This is a genomic window from Vibrio sp. E150_011, from assembly GCF_053544015.1.
Genome location: NZ_JBHFOL010000002.1, coordinates 524,398 through 542,821 on the forward strand (window position 1 = coordinate 524,398; position 18,424 = coordinate 542,821).

Annotated in this window: 18 protein-coding genes; 9 read left to right on the forward strand and 9 right to left on the reverse strand. The window is 43.6% G+C overall.

The window, feature by feature from the left end; genetic code table 11:
• Positions 1–134: 134 nt before the first annotated feature.
• The 4 genes from ACE1OE_RS05575 to ACE1OE_RS05590 all read right to left on the reverse strand — a co-directional run bounded on the left by ACE1OE_RS05575 (position 135) and on the right by ACE1OE_RS05590 (position 2,706).
• Positions 135–398 carry a hypothetical protein gene (locus ACE1OE_RS05575; RefSeq protein ID WP_372060414.1) on the reverse strand — a complete coding sequence of 88 codons (264 nt, stop codon included), beginning with the start codon at positions 396–398 and terminating at the stop codon, positions 135–137.
• Between the two features lie 228 nt (positions 399–626).
• A complete protein-coding gene (locus tag ACE1OE_RS05580) occupies positions 627–758 on the reverse strand; it encodes a hypothetical protein (protein ID WP_449210396.1) in 132 nt (43 codons plus the stop codon).
• Between the two features lie 102 nt (positions 759–860).
• A complete protein-coding gene (locus ACE1OE_RS05585) occupies positions 861–1,424 on the reverse strand; it encodes a DUF1415 domain-containing protein (RefSeq protein ID WP_372060412.1) in 564 nt (187 codons plus the stop codon).
• A 79-nt stretch (positions 1,425–1,503) separates the two neighbouring features.
• Positions 1,504–2,706, reverse strand: a complete 1,203-nt coding sequence (locus ACE1OE_RS05590) for an MFS transporter (protein ID WP_449210397.1) — start codon at positions 2,704–2,706, stop codon at positions 1,504–1,506.
• A 247-nt stretch (positions 2,707–2,953) separates the two neighbouring features.
• Between ACE1OE_RS05590 and ACE1OE_RS05595 the strand changes: the two genes are divergently transcribed.
• Positions 2,954–3,832: a LysR family transcriptional regulator gene (locus ACE1OE_RS05595; RefSeq protein WP_449210489.1), complete on the forward strand. Its 879-nt coding sequence runs from the start codon at positions 2,954–2,956 to the stop codon at positions 3,830–3,832.
• Between the two features lie 68 nt (positions 3,833–3,900).
• On the opposite strand, the gene ACE1OE_RS05600 is transcribed toward ACE1OE_RS05595, so the two are convergent.
• On the reverse strand, positions 3,901–4,233 hold the full coding sequence (locus ACE1OE_RS05600; RefSeq protein WP_372060409.1) for a DMT family transporter: 333 nt from the start codon (positions 4,231–4,233) through the stop codon (positions 3,901–3,903).
• 227 nt (positions 4,234–4,460) lie between these two features.
• Complete coding sequence (locus ACE1OE_RS05605; RefSeq protein WP_372060408.1) at positions 4,461–4,691, reverse strand: glutaredoxin family protein; 231 nt, start codon at positions 4,689–4,691, stop codon at positions 4,461–4,463.
• A gap of 171 nt (positions 4,692–4,862) precedes the next feature.
• On the opposite strand from ACE1OE_RS05605, the gene ACE1OE_RS05610 reads away from it, so the two are divergent.
• A complete protein-coding gene (locus ACE1OE_RS05610; RefSeq protein WP_449210398.1) occupies positions 4,863–5,633 on the forward strand; it encodes a class I SAM-dependent methyltransferase in 771 nt (256 codons plus the stop codon).
• Between the two features lie 67 nt (positions 5,634–5,700).
• Here ACE1OE_RS05610 and ACE1OE_RS05615 read toward each other — a convergent pair whose 3' ends face one another.
• Positions 5,701–6,630: a 2-dehydropantoate 2-reductase gene (locus ACE1OE_RS05615; RefSeq protein ID WP_449210399.1), complete on the reverse strand. Its 930-nt coding sequence runs from the start codon at positions 6,628–6,630 to the stop codon at positions 5,701–5,703.
• A 260-nt stretch (positions 6,631–6,890) separates the two neighbouring features.
• Here ACE1OE_RS05615 and ACE1OE_RS05620 point away from each other — a divergent pair, with 260 nt between their 5' ends.
• On the forward strand, positions 6,891–7,235 hold the full coding sequence (locus ACE1OE_RS05620; RefSeq protein WP_449210400.1) for a RidA family protein: 345 nt from the start codon (positions 6,891–6,893) through the stop codon (positions 7,233–7,235).
• Positions 7,236–7,388: 153 nt separating this feature from the next.
• Here the strand turns inward: ACE1OE_RS05620 and ACE1OE_RS05625 are convergent, their stop codons facing one another.
• Positions 7,389–8,849, reverse strand: a complete 1,461-nt coding sequence (locus tag ACE1OE_RS05625; protein ID WP_449210401.1) for a DUF3131 domain-containing protein — start codon at positions 8,847–8,849, stop codon at positions 7,389–7,391.
• Positions 8,850–9,080: 231 nt separating this feature from the next.
• Here ACE1OE_RS05625 and ACE1OE_RS05630 point away from each other — a divergent pair, with 231 nt between their 5' ends.
• From ACE1OE_RS05630 to ACE1OE_RS05645, 4 genes are all read left to right on the forward strand, one after another.
• On the forward strand, positions 9,081–9,713 hold the full coding sequence (locus ACE1OE_RS05630) for a hypothetical protein (protein WP_449210402.1): 633 nt from the start codon (positions 9,081–9,083) through the stop codon (positions 9,711–9,713).
• Positions 9,714–9,862: 149 nt separating this feature from the next.
• Positions 9,863–11,560: a type I secretion system permease/ATPase gene (locus ACE1OE_RS05635; protein WP_449210403.1), complete on the forward strand. Its 1,698-nt coding sequence runs from the start codon at positions 9,863–9,865 to the stop codon at positions 11,558–11,560.
• Between the two features lie 8 nt (positions 11,561–11,568).
• A complete protein-coding gene (locus ACE1OE_RS05640; protein WP_449210404.1) occupies positions 11,569–12,873 on the forward strand; it encodes an HlyD family type I secretion periplasmic adaptor subunit in 1,305 nt (434 codons plus the stop codon).
• Positions 12,874–12,875: 2 nt separating this feature from the next.
• A complete protein-coding gene (locus tag ACE1OE_RS05645) occupies positions 12,876–13,136 on the forward strand; it encodes a hypothetical protein (RefSeq protein WP_102470586.1) in 261 nt (86 codons plus the stop codon).
• Between the two features lie 100 nt (positions 13,137–13,236).
• On the opposite strand, the gene ACE1OE_RS05650 is transcribed toward ACE1OE_RS05645, so the two are convergent.
• Positions 13,237–14,637, reverse strand: a complete 1,401-nt coding sequence (locus ACE1OE_RS05650; protein ID WP_449210405.1) for an amidohydrolase — start codon at positions 14,635–14,637, stop codon at positions 13,237–13,239.
• Between the two features lie 667 nt (positions 14,638–15,304).
• Here ACE1OE_RS05650 and ACE1OE_RS05655 point away from each other — a divergent pair.
• Positions 15,305–16,789, forward strand: coding sequence for a glutathione synthase (locus tag ACE1OE_RS05655; protein ID WP_449210406.1), 1,485 nt, complete (start codon positions 15,305–15,307; stop codon positions 16,787–16,789).
• A 642-nt stretch (positions 16,790–17,431) separates the two neighbouring features.
• Positions 17,432–17,890 (forward strand): hypothetical protein, encoded by a 459-nt coding sequence (locus ACE1OE_RS05660; protein ID WP_449210407.1) that lies wholly within the window; start codon positions 17,432–17,434, stop codon positions 17,888–17,890.
• Positions 17,891–18,424: the final 534 nt, after the last annotated feature.

Genomic DNA, 18,424 nt, shown 5'->3' on the forward strand with positions numbered 1-18,424 from the left:
GGAAACGACGTTTTGGAATTAGGGTCCCGAATCGTCACAAAAAGCCACCTCGAAAGAGGTGGCTTTTTACCTTTGATTCTTTGAAATGGTGCCTGAGGCACTATTTGACCGACGCCATTTACAGGTCGTGGGCATTATTCAAATTCAGGCAACTCTTGGTAAAAATTATCAAAGGTTCCCCAAAGGTGAAGCAATTGGGTTAAATGCCTATCTTCAATAAACTTGGCGTTAATATGCTCTTGCTCGCTAAGCAGTACCAGAAAATGGCTGGTGACATCTTTCGCACTAGGGATGGCATGCCATTGTTCCAATAATTCCGATTTGGTTGCTTGATTAAAACGAGCGAGCTCGATCCCGCTGTCATCATTTTTGATGAAGACGGCAAGAGACATTCCCATAATTACCTCAGTGTAACGTGCTGTTGTTGATAGGGATGTTAGCAGTAAATAGTTTACCGATCACTATATGGAATAATGATTTTTGTGTACATTTGTAAGGCGTTAATCATCACCTTTGTCGCCTGCTAAAGGTGGCGATTAAGGCTAAGTTACACATTAAGACTTGGTTGCCATTAAGACTAAGGCTCAGTTAGAAACGTTGGTTTAGATTAAGGGTAGTGAAGGCCGCTATTCCGACGTGGCCATTTGTTGAGTTGCATTAGTGAGCTGTGTGTTGTGTTGTGTTGAATCCATCACATCGTAAGTGATGACGTATGTAACAAGTAATACAAGCGGAATAAATTTAATCCAAGCTTTCATGGTGATAGTCTCCAAAGGTCATTATCTAGAAACTATCACTCACCGAAAACCAGTGAAATGGCTATTATTGAAATGTAACTTTACTGTCTTCGCGTTTATGTTCTAACTAGCGAATAAATAAGGGAAAAGCTTTTTACGCTCGACTTCGTCAAGACGGCTTACTCGCTCGATATTATTGTCTGGGATGGCATCAGGCTCTGGGTAGTGTTTAAGCACTCTTTCCATACTAGCTTCACGAATCAGGTGGAAAATGGGGTAAGGAGAACGATTGGTTAGGTTTTCATCATCCTCTGGTGCCGCGCCTCCAAAACAATAATTGGGATGGAACGTGGCAACTTGATAAATGCCATCCCAACCATTCTGTTTAATGAGCGCTTCTACCCAATCAATGAAAAAGTTGTAGTCCATGAAGTCATCTAACATATTGGGCACGACGACCAGCGTCGTCTCAAGATCCTGTGGCTCAGTCTGCTCAAGCAGCATTAGCTCTCCAAGTATATCTTCCAATAAACCTTCTTCTTTGTCGGCCAAGCTCACAAACGTCTTGATTTGTTTGTTGCGCTCAGGCTTTGCAGCAAATGGGCATAGATTCAGCCCAATCACCACGTCTTTTAGCCATTGCTGAACTTGTTCTTCTATGAGGACGACTTCTTTACGTAACGACATAACACTCTACCGATATAATGATTAACCCGATTATATGATCGCTGACGATCTTTCGCTAATACTAGCCAAATAATTTTCGTTAAGCAGAATGAAGAGGCACTTGAGGTCGGTCACTGACCAATTTAAGTTTCCAACAAAGACCGAATAGAATCAGGTATAACACTGAGCCGCCTTCGACGACGCCTAACCATTGATTGTGCTGCCAGCAGTACAGTAAAAAGAAACCACCTAAACTGCCGCCGATATAGTAATGCACCAAATATAGGGCGGTGGCCGTGGCTTTTGCCGTAGTGGCTTTTTGGCTGACCCACGCGTAAGCGAGTGTATGAGTAAAGAATGCGCCACCGCTAATCATCAATAAGCCAATAATCATAGCGGGTATGGTGTCAATAATCGCCACTAACATTCCACATAAACTGATCGTTGCACCAAATGCCATGCCAAATAAGGGTGAGAAATGGCGACGCCATAGACCACTCCACTTGGACGAAATGGTTCCGGAGAGATAACAAAGAAATATTAATGAGGCTATCGCGATAGGCAAATTATGTGGGTGGCTCACCAAGCGAAATCCCATCACAGAGTAAAGATTAACGAAAAGCGAAAAGTTGACCCCGCCGATGAGCATTGCTAGCCAAATTTTGGTGTTTGATAAATGGCTAACGAGTGCCCGATTATGATGATAAAACAATCCTTTCGTTGGTTTGAAGTGTTGTTGAGGGGGCAGTAACCAAGCGACAATCAATACGCAAATGAAGGTAAAAATAGAGATGACAATGACGGCTGTTTGCCAGTTAAATAGGTCGGTTAATACCCCCCCAGCGATTCGTCCCGCAATACCACCTAAAGAATTGGCAGCAATATAGCCACCAATGGCGGTACCAAAAGCTTCACTAGAAAGCTCTTCTACCATATAGGCAACCGCAACCGAGGCGAAGGCGGCAAGTGCGAACCCCATCATAGCGCGCAGTATTACCAAAGATAATAGACTTTCCGTTAGCAGCATTAACCCACCAATGATAGGGACCATCAATAGACCGGTTAACATTACAAATCGACGCCCCATACTTTCTGAGCTGATTGCCCACGGAACAAGGCAGACGGACAACGCAAGTGTAGAGGCGGCAAACACCCAATTGATTTCTGTTTCTGATACGGAAAAATGCTGCGCCAATTGAGGAAGAATAGGTTGGAACAGGTACAAGTTACAGAATACTAAAAAGGAACCTAAGGATAAGCCCCACGTGACTCGGTTATATTCCGTTGAGTGCCGCTCAATCACAGTTTGCCTCTCTTGTCCTGTTCGAATTCGTTATGTCGTTGCCGGTGCTGTTTGTGTCCAGATAATGCTGTTTGTTTTGAGATGGTGTCCGTTAACACCAACGGCCTTTTACTAAGCACGGCTTGTTCCCAATGAGCCGTATTCTCAAAGAGCAGATTCGTTAATAAACCGTATTGTGATGAAATTAGCATTTGTTTGTAGATATATGAAATATATTAATACTATGGCTTTGATATATTTTATTTATATGGATATTCGACAACTCAAACATTTCATTGCTGTTGCTGAGCTGCAAAATTTCACCCGAGCAGCAAAGCGAATCAATATTGCTCAACCAGCTCTGAGCATTTCGATTAAAAAATTTGAACAGCAATTGGGTGTTCAGCTTTTTTCACGTATTGATAAACAAGTCATGCTGACTCAAGAGGGGCGTGCACTCATACCTCATGCCAGAAAAATAATCCAACAAGTGAATGATGCCACATTGGCGATGGACGAGCTAAAAGGGCTGCTAAAAGGTGAGGTACGCTTAGGGACACCAAGTATGATGGGGAGTTACTTCTTTCCGAAAATAGTCATGGCATTTAAGTTCTCTTACCCAAATTTAAAAATGACAGTGGTAGAGGCTGGGACCCAGGATATTCGGAGAATGCTGTTATCCGGCGAGATTGACTTAGGCGTGATCCGTAATACCGATGTGCCCGATGACCTTGAGGTTGACCCTATCTATCGTTCGGAAATGGTTGCGGTTGTGAGTGAGCACCACGCCCTTGCTGACCGTAACTCTTTAACATTCGACACTTTTTTCCAAGAAGAACTGGTAATGTTTAAGCCCGGTTATTTTCATCGAGATTTTATCGACGAGGAATGTCAGCGTTTAGGGATCGAAGCACAATTTTCATACGAGACGAATTTACTACCCATGATACTCAGTATCGTAAAACAAGACTTTGCCATTACCGCGTTATTAGAACTGGTCACCGAGCATGAACCAAAAACGAGGGGTATCTCCTTTGATCCCCCTGTCTTTGTTGATTTAGCATTAGCATGGCGCAAAGATGGGTATTTATCACGAGCGGATAGAGCTTTTATTGAGTACATCAAAACACACAAAAAGCATGCATAAGATTATCTTTAATTTGACGCATAAACGCAGTGACTCGACATTTATCGTGGCTGACCATTGATTTGGGTTTAATGCCCAACCGATTTTGAGAGCAAATTGACAATCAGAACACCACAAACAATAAAGGCGATACCGACTAATGCGGGTACGTCCAGTTTCTGATCGTAAAGGAAGTAGCTCACCGTTGCGATTAACACAATACCAGAGCCACTCCATATGGCATATACAACGCCTAGCGGCATACTTTTTGCGGTAACAGACAGTAAAAAGAATGCGATGCCATAACCAATAATGACGACAACACTGGGTGACAGCTTAGTAAACTGCTCAGTCTTTGGGATAAAAGAGGTCGCGATGACCTCAATGACGATAGCAATGCTAAGTGCAATTGCAGGGGGCATTGAAATAAGAGCTTGGTACATAATGGGAATACGGCCGCGTAGGTGGATACGAAACGACTCGTATCCTGAGGAGCGGCAGTATAAATAAATCGTATAATTTTAGTAGAGAAAAATGTGTAATTTATTATTACTATCAAGAAACAAATCTAAGTCATTGAATTAATGTGCTTTTATGGTGGGTAGGGGACAGTTGGCGAAAAATGGCGAGCTCTAGATAGCTCACCGAGTTAGTTGGAATTGTACATCTTGTCGAAGTTTTTTTGATTCCAGCCAATCATGACTTGATCGCCAATTTTAAGGACTGGTACCGAGCGTGCACCCATGGCTTGCAGTTCTTTTCTGCCTCTTTGCATTTTAGAGTTTGTTAGCCTGTACTTAATGCCCTTGCTGTCCAAATATCGTTGAGCATCTTTACAATGGGGGCATTTATCGGCGATGTAGAGCACTATACGTTTCATTGGGCTACTTTAAATTAAGGATAACGGCAGCATTTTATCGATATTTTTCGATGATTGCCACTGGCTTTGTGGCTCTCAGGCGATTGGACAACTGAAGAGGCGCAAGGTCCACGGTGTGAAATTTGACGACCTTGTTTTGTTTCACGACCAAGGTTTAACAAAGGGAGAGATATGGATTATTTAGCGATGAACCAAAAAGCGTGGGATCAGCGTACTACGTTGCATTTTGAATCGAATTTTTATGATGTTGATACGTTTATTCGGGGGAAGTCGTCACTCAACCCAATTGAACTGGAAGAAGTCGGGGATGTGGCGGGAAAGTCGTTGCTACATTTACAGTGTCACTTTGGTCAAGATTCACTGTCTTGGGCGCGTAAAGGGGCCAAGGTTACCGGCGTTGATTTATCGACCAAAGCGATTGAAAAGGCGCGTTATTTAGCGGAAGAAATGGGTATTGATGCCGAATTCATTAATGCCGATGTTTGTCAATTTGGTCGAGAAAATAGCAAGCTTTTTGATATTGTGTTTACTTCATACGGGGTCTTGGGGTGGTTGCCTGATTTAAAATTATGGGCGACGACGATCTCGAACTCGCTAAAATCAGGTGGGCAATTCAACCTGATAGAATTTCATCCAATGATTGACTTATTATCGGGCTACAGTTATTTCGCTCATCAAGCACCAGACATTGAAGAGGGGAGTACCTATACGGAAAATGGAGTTGATCACAAATCGATGACAGCCCAATGGTCGCATCCTATCAGCGAGGTGATTACTGCGCTAAGAGAGGTTGGGATTTCCATCGACAGTTTCCACGAGCACCCATACAGTCCTTATTGCTGCTTCGAAGATCTCATTGAGGTAAAAGGTGAAGGCTATCAAATGCTTCACAAAGGTAAGAACGTGCCATTACTATACTCAATAAAAGGCTACAAAAAATAACGTTATATCGTTAACAAAAAAGGCGAGTGGTTCTCGCCTTTCCTCAATGGTACTTTTTAATTGTTCATTAGCCTGAATAGCTAGGATCGATAAAGCAAAGTTGTTGGTATAACGTCTCTGTTTTTGGCATTTCAACCCTATTTTGTTGCGCAATATCTAGAACGTTTTTATACATGTATTGCAACTCAAGTGCCCGTTGATGCTTTAGATCTAATAACATGCTCGTTTGATACGGCTTCATCGTCGCGGTGTTGGTGAGCATGGTATCGATGAGTGTCATAGGGAGTTCGGTCCCCGTTGTCTTTGCAACATTCTTTACTTCGGTCATGATCGTTTTTGCTAACGCTACAAGCTCCTGGCATCGCATTATCTGTTCTGTATCAGCACTTAACACCGCGGATAAGCCATTAAAAGGTACATTCCAAAGTAACTTTTTCCAGCGAGCCGTTAGAATTGAATTTTCTACATCGGTCTCGACACCACTGTTTTTAAGATCATCTGCAATGTCTTGTACCAGAGGTAGGCTCTGATCGTTAAGTCCGCCGAGCGTAAGGCGGCCATAATCGATGTGATCGATGTGACCAGGACCTATTTTGTTCGAACAGATGAAGCACAAACCGCCCGCAATGAGTGGCGTTTTGATTTGTTGCGATAGCTCTTCCTCTGCGCCAATGCCATTTTGTAACAATACAATGAGAGAGTCGGGCTTTGTGATGGGAGAGACTAAAGAAGATAACAGATGATTTTGAGTGGTTTTAATAGAGACGAAGATAACGTCGGCTTTCGGCATGTCATGGCTAGATTGATAGGCTTGTAGGGCATCCCGTGGGATGGAGAAATCACCGTAATGAGAATCGACGACTAGCCCATTTTCACAAACATGCGAATAATCGGAGTTAAACAGGAAATGGACATCGTGCCCACCATGATGCAACCTAGCACCGTAGTAACCTCCAATCGCCCCCGTCCCTATAATAGCCATTACTTTCTTCGTCATACCTTACTATCCCTGTGACATGTGATAGATGTAATGTACATGAACTGACTACCGAATAAACCTATAGTCGTGATTTTTTTGATCATTATTTCATCATGATACCAACGATTTATTGCTTAATGAGTGAGCTTGAAATTGATACTTAGAGTGTGGTCTCGGTTTTTGAAATAATTCATTGATGAGCAGCGGGAATCCACCGTATTATTCGGCAAAATAAATGCGGCTAAGCCGAGCCGTTGATGAGATAGCAGGATAATAAAATGATTGAAAGAAAAGAGACAAAGCAACGCATGAGCCGAGCAGTCATTCATAATGGGACCGTCTATTTTTGCGGTCAGGTAGCTAAAGACTCAACAAAAGACATCACGCACCAGACCACAACCATGTTGGAAAAAGTAGATGACTTGTTAGAAAGTGTAGGGTCTAGTCGTGAAAAACTATTATCAGCGACCATTTACGTTAAAACGATGGCTGATTTTCAAGCAATGAACGACGTTTGGGATGCATGGGTACCGGAAGGTCATGCTCCCGCCAGAGCTTGTGTTGAAGCCAGTATGGCTCGAGAAGAGTTACTGGTTGAAATCTCAGTCATTGCCGCGGTGTAACTGACAAGCGTGACATTCAATAAAGACGGTAATAAATAAGGTGATCGTTGCGGGTAACTTTTTACTTACCATGAGTGAGAAGTTCCCTGCTTGTGCTTAAACAGTAGATTCTATTTCAAACTTGCTTTGGACTCAGAAATTCCGTGCGTCGAATCACTCAATTGATTCGTGTTGTAGCGCGGTATCCTCAGAGACTTGGTTTTCCCATTGTAGCGTTCGTTGTAGTACCGCCTCTAAGATTGGAACACTCCCCAAGGACTTGTACCACAATGAGACGAGTACTAGCGAGTTGGTATTGATGTTGAAAGCATTATTGGTGCCATTGTCGGAATAAACACCCGTTGGAATACTCCGAGAAGTCAGACTGGTTCGTAATACCTCATCATTGAGCTGTTTGCTAAAAGCATCATCAAATAGCACACTAAATCCAAATCCTACTTTGTTACTAAACGTCTGAGGCGTTTCGATAGGTTTCCCTCCAGGGCTGACACTCAACCAACTAGTGCCATAGTAATAAATGTTGTTGTAGGCAAACCATGGGCTTTTACTCATCGCATCTTCGGCATAGACATGAAGTTTTCCCGTTTGTTCAGAATGTCTCTTTTGCAGCTGATAAAGGGTATCAAGCTGATTCCACCACACTGACGGATTACCAATTTCTAAGGCCAATAATACGTAGGGATCACTGGTAAAATAAGGCACATTGCGAATATCGATATGCAGTCGCGATCCATCTACATCAATGTTAGTTGTTGTGGTGTTACTGAAACTATCAGTAAGGTTGAACCCGTAGAGAGAAAACCCTTGAGCGGCGTATTGCAAGTACCCCAACCGTCCCTCTTGTCTGAAATACTCTTTTCCTTTGTAAAGCTTAGTGCCATACAAGGTTTCATCTTTGATTGCAGCAGAGAGTGCCCACCGTGAGGTGATGGTATTAATGATTGGAGTGAGATCGGGAAATGAAGCCTGTGTGATGTTGAGCCAGATGAGAAGTCGTCCAATATCCAGCGCTGACCAGCCATTGCCGTTACTCTTAGTCGTGCTGTAACTGCCTGCCGGCAACCCCGTCTTAGTGTTGTATTCCCTATTAGGCAGTTTGTCATTATACAAAGGGAAATCAGCAAGCGTTGTTAAGGTGACGGTGAGCCTATCACGTGTCACCTCGGTGGTTTCAAACCCTAGGGCATGAAGGGCAAGCGTGGCGGCTAATCCGCTTGCCACATCCCACATGGTGGCGTGATGGTAGCCTTGAACGGAGTCCCACATTCCCGTTTTATCATGATAATTTTTTTCAAAATAATAGTGTGCCTTGTGTGCGAGTAAGCGGTCGTTTCTTGTCAGGCGTTGAATATCTGGTGCAAAAACAGATAGCGATTCATCTGTGCGATGAGTGTCTTCATTCGGGAGTGACGTAGCGATAATGGGAGGAGAGATTGCACGCCTTTGAAAATCAATGTCCTGGTTCTTGGATTGCGGTGTCCCGGAGGCCGTTTGCTCAGGCGCGATTGAGCGGCCGCCATAAAAGCTTGGCGATTTAGGTTCTTCAATATCGGCAACTGCGGGCACCATCGATACAATAATGATAGCGAGCCCCTGCAATAATCGTAATGACAATGAAATAACCTTGAAGTCGATTTGTAAGATAACTTAATGATAATACAAAAGTTATCAATTTCTAATTTGTTAGTTCTTCAATGTCTCAAAACTGAACACTCGCCATTCATATTAATTGGTTATTTTTTAAACATAGCTACTGTCTTTATTGAGAGCGAATTGATATCATAACGTCGTCAACGGACTGTATTGAGTCAACGGATAGGCAGGGCTAAACCAACAGGTGCTGCTATGCGAAATTTTATCGATACCTTAACTCATTCAGAGCTTTCACTCGTTCGCCACTCGGCGACGGTGCTCAAACAATGCCTTACTTCGACACGAGACTATCAACTCAATCAACAACAAAAAGACAGGGTATTAACCTATCTGGGTGAAACTGAGCTGTCTATGCAAGACTTTGGTCATCCACTAGATGCGCATGGTGTTATCGCTTTTTCCTTTGGGGATAGCTCAGAGGTTAATCAATGCCTCGCCAAGGAAGCCATGGCACTACTGAAAGAATACCCTTATCTAGATGCACATCTTCAACAAGAAATTGCAGAGCATGCTATCGCTTCGATTAAACGTGCTCATGTCATTGGTAGCGAAAATTATCAAACGACTACTGATATTGCGACGCAAGCCCTCCACCGAGCGGTAGGGCGAAATGTGGTGGTTGTCGCTCAATCATGGCATGCCAAACGCTGTATTGAGACTTGCGAGGCTGTTGGGCTCAAGGTGGTCGCATTGAGAGCCGTTGACCGATTTCCAGAATATGACCCACAGCCCTGGGTTCGAAATCCAATCAATTGGATCTTAAAAGAGAGTCATAGAGCGGTAGCAAATGGCGCTGAAATTAGTCAACAACTTAAGTTGGCATAGTATCAAACAACGATCGTTAGAAAAGTCATACAAACGGAGCTAACAATTTGTTTGTTATGATTTTTCTTATTAGTTAAAAAAATACACATTGCGAACACACTTACTATACTCCCTTCTAGGAAGGAACCTAATCAGGAGTAGAGTGTTTTATGGATCGCATACAGCCCGCATTCAAACAAACAAGAAAAGAACTATGGGTCGTTTGTTACTTTAGTTTTGTCATTAACTTTCTTGTGTTGTCCCTACCTATTTATGGTCTTCAACTATTTGATCGTGTCCTTTCCAGTTCGAGTTTAGAGACGATGTTTGCATTAATGGGCATCGCGCTTTTTCTTGTGACTGCTCAGTTTCTAATGGAGTACATACGTACCGAGTTGTTACAGAAATCAGGGCTAAAATTAGACGCTTCTCTTAGTGGGATTTTACTCGCAAAGAGCATTTCACAATCGTCCGTGACAAATCGAATTGAAAAACAAGGGTTACAAGATCTATCTGAAATACGCAATTTCCTTGTTACGCCTTCTACTTCCGCGATTTTTGATCTGCCATGGGTTCCTATTTTCCTTATCATTTTATTTATGCTTCATCCTTATATTGGTGTGGTTGCGTTGATGGGGTGTGTGATTTTCATGCTGTTAGCAGTAGTGATGATGCTGCAAAGTCGTCAAGCGAATGAAGATTCAGGTAAGTATTCCAATCGAACCAACATGGAGTTAAACGATTATTTGCGTAATGCTCCGATGATAAAGGCGATGGGCATGTCCGAGAATATTGGAAGGGTATGGGAAACGAAGAGTGAAAAATTACTGGGCTATCAGTGGGAGGTGAACTCCCGAATAGGCCGATTACTATCAGTGAGCCGCTACGTTCGAACGATTCTACAGATATCCGTATTATCACTTGGCGTCTATCTTGTCTTGACTCAACAGCTCGGGACTGGCGCTATCATTGCAAGTTCAATCATTATGGGACGGGTATTGTCACCCTTTGAACAAGCCGTCTCAGGTTGGAAGTCTTGGTACAGCGCGATGGGCGCATGGAAACGTCTTAATGCCTATGACGAAAATAAAGAGGTAAAGAAAACGACGTTGCCTAAGCCCAAAGGCCACATCCAATTTAAGAACGTTGCTCTCAAACTTCCAACAATGAAAGAGCCCTTGCTGCAAAACATCAATTTCAAACTAGGTAATGGTCAATCCCTGGCGATACTAGGCAATTCAGGATCAGGTAAGTCGACCCTAGCAAAGCTCATTATGGGGATATATCAACCAAGTGTTGGGATGATAGAGGTGGATGGTGCAGCCATAGAGCAGTGGTCTGAATCTCAGTTCGGACAACACATTGGTTACCTCCCTCAGCACGTTGGCTTATTGTCCGGCTCAGTTCGAGACAATATTTGTCGTTTCAGTGAAGCGAAAGACGAGGATGTGGTAGCCGCGGCAAAGCTGGCATGTATTCATGAGTTGATCATATCGTTACCTGACGGTTATCAAACGTATTGCGGAGAGGGCGGTTTGCAACTGTCGGGCGGGCAAATGCAAAGAATTGGTTTAGCCCGGGCTATTTTTTCCAATCCTAAGGTGTTGGTACTAGATGAACCGAATTCAAACCTTGATCCAGAAGGGGAGGTCGCGTTAGCGATAGTACTTCAGCATTGTAAAGAGAATGAGATTACAACGGTTATGATTAGCCACCGGCCCGGTTTTTTGAGGCAAATGGATTGGGTCATTTTACTCAAGGATGGCAAGGTTGAAAAAGCGGGAAAAAGCGATCAATTCTTAGGGTTGCACTCTGACGTTGACAACGTAACGAGCACTTCTAATCCTCAAACCCGTACAGCAAGCTAGGAGTATTTATGATTTTTGATACGTCAAAAGTAGTAAGAAAAGGCATTATTCTTAGCTTGATTACGACCGTTGGTTTTGTTTGGTGGGCAACGTCTGTTGATTTGAGTGCTGCCTCTATTGCTCGGGGAGTGCTGGTGGTCGAAAGTAAAAGAAAACAAGTCCAGCATTTAGAAGGGGGCTGGGTAAAGCAAGTGTATGTTAAAGAAGGGCAACATATAAAAGCGGGTGATGTGCTGCTAGAGTTGTCCAACTCACGAGCAGAAGCGGATTTTCAACGATTAACCTTGAAGGCTATTTCTCTTGATTATCAAAAACGTCGGCTTGACGCTTTACTAGAAGGAAATAATCAAGTTGATTGGACCTTCAAAGACAACAGCGTAAGCATAGACACTCTCGATAAAACACAAATCATTGCCAACGTCATTAGCAGTGAGCAGCTCCAGTTTCAGCAAGCTTTGTTAAAGCTGGAGCTGACGGAAGGGCAATACATACAGCGCAAAGCCTTACTCGATGAACAAATTCGCGGAGGTATGTTTCAGCAAAGAGCGATAGCAAGGCAACGCGCGTTACTGAAAGAAGAAATCGATATGACGCAAGGGCTGGTAAAAAAGGGGTATGTGTCTAAAACACGCATGCTAGAACTGAAAAGAGCGGCAGCAAGAGTCGATGCTGAGCTGGCTGAAATTGCTGCAGAGACCGAAGTGAATAATCGCCAACTTAAATCCCTTGAACAAACACACCAAGGCCAGCTTCTCGAGCTAAAACAAACCTATTCCTCTCAGCTTGCTCAGATACAAAAAGAGTCTCGTGATATTAGTGAGGCATTGAAAGCGGCAACGGATGTTAAGTCTCGAGTGACGATCCGCAGTGAGCACAATGGTACCGTGGTTGGACTCAATGTCGCCAGCGTTGGTGGTATTGTTAACCCCGGTGATGTGCTGATGGAGATTGTTCCTGATAGTGATGAATTGATTATCGAAGCGTTGATACCCCCACAAGATATTGACGTCGTTAGAGTTGGGCAACAAGCAAAAGTGAGATTAAGTGCTTACAACGTTAGAAAAACTCCGCCCGTCGATGGAGAGGTCACTTACATTGCTGCGGACAGATTAAGCACTGAAACCAATGAGCAACAAACGGGTTATATGGTTAAAGTAAAGCTTGCCAGTGATGCATTGACAGGGCTTGAAAATATCGAGCTTTATCCTGGAATGCAGACGGAAGTGTTTATTGTTCTAGAGAAACGAACCTTGTGGGATTATTTAACCGCGCCATTAACCGTGAGCTATTATCGCGCGATGAGAGAGGTATAAAAATGGAACCTGAAATGGCATTTTGGCTTTCTTTCTATGCGGTGTTTTTTATATTGTCGGTCATTGTTGGTATAAAAAAAGGTCGAGTGGTGGCGGGGGTACTGCTTGGTTATGTATTGGGCCCCATAGGACTCATCATGATTTTATGCAGCTCTGACAAGCGCATGATTCCTTGTCCACACTGCGGAGAGAAAACCCATCGTCATTCCTATCAGTGCCAATGCTGTCATGAAAAAGTGTACGGTTGTTTACATAGCGATTGATGGCTTTTCAAATGGCACTTTAGCGCTCTAAACAGGCATCAAAGGTTTGTGGCAGGCACCGCCAAGAGTTCGGCGATGCCTACTTTACACAATATTGGGTTTATTGAACCACTTCCCCTGACTCAATGACCGTTTTTCGGACGACTTGACTGAAATCTAATGCTTCTTTACGAATCGCATCCTCATCAACGGTTAACATATTTCGGTCTTGCATAATGATTTTCCCATCCACGATGGTGTGCTTTACGTTGCCAGAATTTGCTGAGTAAACCAGTGCAGAGTATGGGTTATAAACCGGAACCATATTGGGTGCTTTGACATCAATAACGATCACATCAGCCAGTTTTCCGACCTCGAGTGAGCCGATTTTATCTTCCATGTGTAATGCACGAGCCGCGCCCATTGTTGCCATATCAATGACCTTAATTGGCGGCATTGCGGCCCGGTCTTTATTAACAAGCTTATGAACTTTGGCCACTTGGTTGAACTCATCAATCGTGCTTAACGTATTGCCTGACATTGGACCGTCAGTGCCTAGCCCGATACGTACGCCGTCGTCATACATCTTAAGAGCGGGTGACACGCCTTTCGCCGACTTGATATTAGCACTCATGTTGTGCGCGACACCCATGCCAGATTGTTTCACCAGTTCAATGTCTTCGTCATCAACCAAAATCATATGAGCGCCGACTAAGTTCTCGTTGAGCGCGCCAATGCTGTTCATATACTGGACCGGCGAAAGCCCTTCGGAGCGCTCGGCAATTTTTTCTTCTTCGCGATGAGACTCCGCAAGGTGAATCATGACAGGGACATCATGTTCTATCGATAGCTTAGCCACTTTTTGAAGGATCTCAGTGGTGTTCGTATATGGAGCATGTGGTGCAAATGCGGGGGTGATACGTGGGTGGTCTTTGTATTCTTCGATAAAGTTTAATGCGTATTTAATGCCTTCCTCTGCATTGGCTGCATCGGCAACCGGGAATTTGATGACGGTCTCGCCAAGCACGGCCCGCATTCCTATTTTATCGACAGTTTTCGCGACTTCGTCTTCAAAGTAGTACATATCGGCGTACGTAGTGACGCCGCCTTTAACCATTTCTACGTTACCTAAATTGGCACCAATACGTACCATATCACGTGATACCAATTTAGCTTCTAGAGGAAAGATGTAACGGTGTAAGCGATCAGGGACGTCGTCTGCTAATGAACGGAATACCGTCATTGATACATGCGTATGGGTATTGATTAGACCGGGCATGACGATATCGCCATCGACATTGAGAGTGTGTTGAGCCTCGTAGTGTTCCGCTAATGATTGATCGCCGACGGCTAGAATCTTGTTATCCTTTATCGCGACGACTCCGTTCTCATAAATTGATTTGTCTTGGTCCATGGTTAACACCAGAGCATCAGTGATCATGAGGTCGACTTTCTCCGCCGCAAAAGATAGTGAGCTGACACTAGCGATAGCAGCGGCAATCAGTGTTTTTTTGATATTCATAAGAGGCCCTTGGGGAGTTCGTCGGTTAGTCAATGGGGTAATCGTTTTCGCAATCCTATGAGGTATTGAGCTAAATGCAATTGAATATGTCTGGGTTTGTCGAGGCGCTCAAATAATATAAATATGAGAGTAGAAGCATCTTGTAACGGTGAAGACGTTTACTCGAATAAGATAAAAAGCGTTTGAAACACAATAATGCATGCACTACAACGTATGCACTTCGGTTTATCATTGATTTAAATACTGTTGAAATAAACAAAAAATGCGTCTTTGTTGTAAATCCTCCGTCTTTATCGCTATGGATACGAGTCTGGCGCCGTGTAATTAGTAAAATGGAAAGAATTGAACATAAAGCAAGCGCCATTAGATAGCGCCTCAGGGGCATCAAGGCTCCTTAATTATGCTGAATCGGTGCGGTCTACAAACTTGCATTGTCGACTGAGCCTTCTTACGCCGTTCGATGTAAAAAGGACGGCAGTGAACGCCTGCAGACGTGAGGTGGACTAACCATAGGAATGGGCGTGTTTGGTTATTCTTAGAGGCAGAACCACGGTCGATGCGGTATTATTTCGCTCATATCTTCGGAAAACGAATACCAGAATAGTACACCGAGCCTTGCGGCTATGAACGCGACATAGGCGATAAAAATAGAAAGAGTCATTACATTATGAATAACGACAACCCCAAATTTGTGCCTCAGCAATTCATTGAAGATGTCTGTGAATGGGAAATCATGCACGGTGTCGCGTTTCGCCAAGCTGACAATACGGCAAGGCACGTTCCGTTCAGTATTGCCCCAATGACAATGGAGCGAACGGTATACAATCATTTACTTACCGTAACCCCTTTGATTGCAAAGTTGGTGAGCAATGTATCTGAAGACCATGATTTTTTACAATCATCGCTAAATGATATGGCAAAAGCAGACTCGTTTTTTGGCCGCTTGATGGATCTCCACCAACAAGCACATGGTAGCGTCGTACAACGCCTACAACCTGCACGTCAGCCATTGCTTCTAATGCGTACCGATTTTATGGATGATCGCCAGCATGGCGCGAAGGTTATTGAATTTAATGGCATCGCTGCTGGTATGGGACCGTTTGGTCAGCGCGCCACAGAGCTCCATCGTTTTGTTCAAAGCCAATGGAGTGACGTGTACGAACACTGGGTAGAAGATATAACAGCGATGCCGGCGAACAATCAAGCGATGCATCAGCTTGCCCTTGGCATTGCGACGGCGACTAAGAAAGTGAAGGCGCACTTTAACGAAATGGAACATGATGCAACCCCGACATTTTTAATGGTCGTGCAGAAAAATGAAGACAATGTCTATGATCAGCATTTATTGGAAGTTGAGTTACAGAGACTGGGTGTTCGAACACTGAGGCGCACGTTCGAGCAATTAAGTACGCAGTTATCAACTGGTGGTATGTCGGACAGTGGCAATCCACGTCTTATTCTTGATGGCGTTGGAGCGATTGATACCGTCTATCTGCGTGCTGGATACCAATATTCTGATTATTGGGCGCCAGAATTAAAAGAAGATATTTGTTGTCATACGCTGAGCCAGACGAGGCTGTTCATTGAAAAACACTATGTTGCCATGAACGCGACGATTAGCCAGCAATTGGCGACGAGTAAATCGATGCAGATGTTGCTAACCATGATACCTGCCGCAGACTACATACGTTGGGGACTTTCTCTCGAAGACGCTAAGCTTATAAAAAGCGTATTAGCTGACATGAAGCCTATCTCAGCTGAGACGATTGAATGGTTTAATACCCGCGCCAATAAACAGCAATGGGTACTCAAAAACCAAGGTGAAGGTGGTGGACACTGTGTCTTCGGCGACAAAATCAGCGATACCTTAATGGCACTGAAGCCAGAAGAGTATGATGCGTGGGCATTGATGCAACGTCTTTATCCACATGAGCGCGAGTCACCAACCATCGCCGTTCGAGATGGTCAGCAAACGATAGTGTCAGATTTAGTGAGTGAGATTGGTTTGTTTACCGCGCACTATCAAGGCCATGCGGTTACCGAAAACAATGGCTATGCGGGTTATTTAATTCGCAGTAAACCGGCTAGCGAAAATGAAGGAGGAATCCATAGCGGGCAGGGGATTCTAGATTCTCTGGTCTTAGTTAGCTAATTTTGCTTATCGTTTCATCTACGTATCTGGTTACCCATCAGCGTAAACGTATCAGCCTCGTCATTGACGGGGCTTTTCTCATATGGCTCGCGTACAGATAGACCTTTATCGAACTTCGTTGCCGCGAACGATACCGCTTCGGATAATAGATTTATATTTTTGGTTTAAGATGTTGATTGTATGGTGTTTATTTGGCATGGAAAGAGCCTTGGTTTTAGTGTGAACAGCCCGTTAGCGTTTGTTGGTGTGATTAGACGAATACATCGACGTTGTTAGTGTGCATTCCTATGGTTTACCTTTGTATTTGATAGTGGTTAGACTAAGTAACTAGTATTACTTGCTCAAATGAGTGTTTCTATATGTTATTGGTTAATGACGATTAAGAGTACGGGGTAATAATTAACAAATGCTGCTTGGGCTTTAGTGATGAAATAGAACTGACAAATAAATAGAACTGAATATAGTCGTTATTATTGGCATCACTGACGGGCTTCAATTCATTTAGGAATACAAACCCTATTATGAAAGCGGAAATAATTTTTAACACTTCATTTGACTCTACACTACCATTGTACTGCGCTGATTCAGTATACTCTTCGATAAGTTACTTAAGATCTAACCTATCGATCAATGAGGTAAATTTTGTTTAAGCGTTGGTATCAATTATTTATCGTAATGGTGTTGGCAGTGTGTACGCATACTGCTATCGCTGATGAGTACTTGTCGCTTGAGCCAATACGCGAAACGGTTACCATTCAATTGAGTTTGGACTTAGATAAAATAGATAGTCAATATACGGCTATTGTTGATGAATCTACGGACGAAGGCTCTGCAAAAAATGATTATGCGGGTGTAAATTATTTCTCTGTGCCGAGAAGAACACTCAGTGATAAGCATGACTTAAGGTTTAGCTCTGCACCGGATTACCACTTAATAATCTCGCTTTTATCTCCATCATTGTTAGATGTCTCAAAACAAGCTTATGCATTGATACCTCTACAACTTCATTGGACAAGTCGTGTTACTGCGTCACTGTCACGTCTATCCGGTTGGAAAGACGGAAATGCACTCTATTCCCACCGATTACCACACCTCTGTTAATTTTGTCCACATGAGCGATTTACGCGCTTAAAAGACAACACATACAACGCCCAATTACTGAAGCTATAGCTTTGTGCATGGCTAACTCATCATAATATGGTTGGAACAAAGGCTGGCTGTTTGAGCGTCACGTCTACGGCCATGTTCTTGTTAATTGACACGTCTTGCTAACGGTTACGCCATTACGAATGGTCTTTATCATGAGCGCTAATGTACTGCGTGGGCGTCAGAATGATGCTGTACAGTCAAAGGTGAGGTAAGCAAACCGTGTCTATACATCAAGGCCATCATACGCTTAAAACTAGCCGTGGAGCAGCCTTGCATGGTTGACGGTGACTTGCAGGCTAGAGGGTTTGTTATGTTAGGTTTCTGTCGATGAATATGATGGCGTTGAAGGGCGGTGCGATGCACAAGAGTACTGGCTAGCCATCGCACCATACGCAGTTCTTAAACTCGAATGTTGGCAATAAAAGCGCTGGGACATATAGTGTGCTCTGAGGCATATAGTGTGATCTGAGGCATATAGCGTGATCT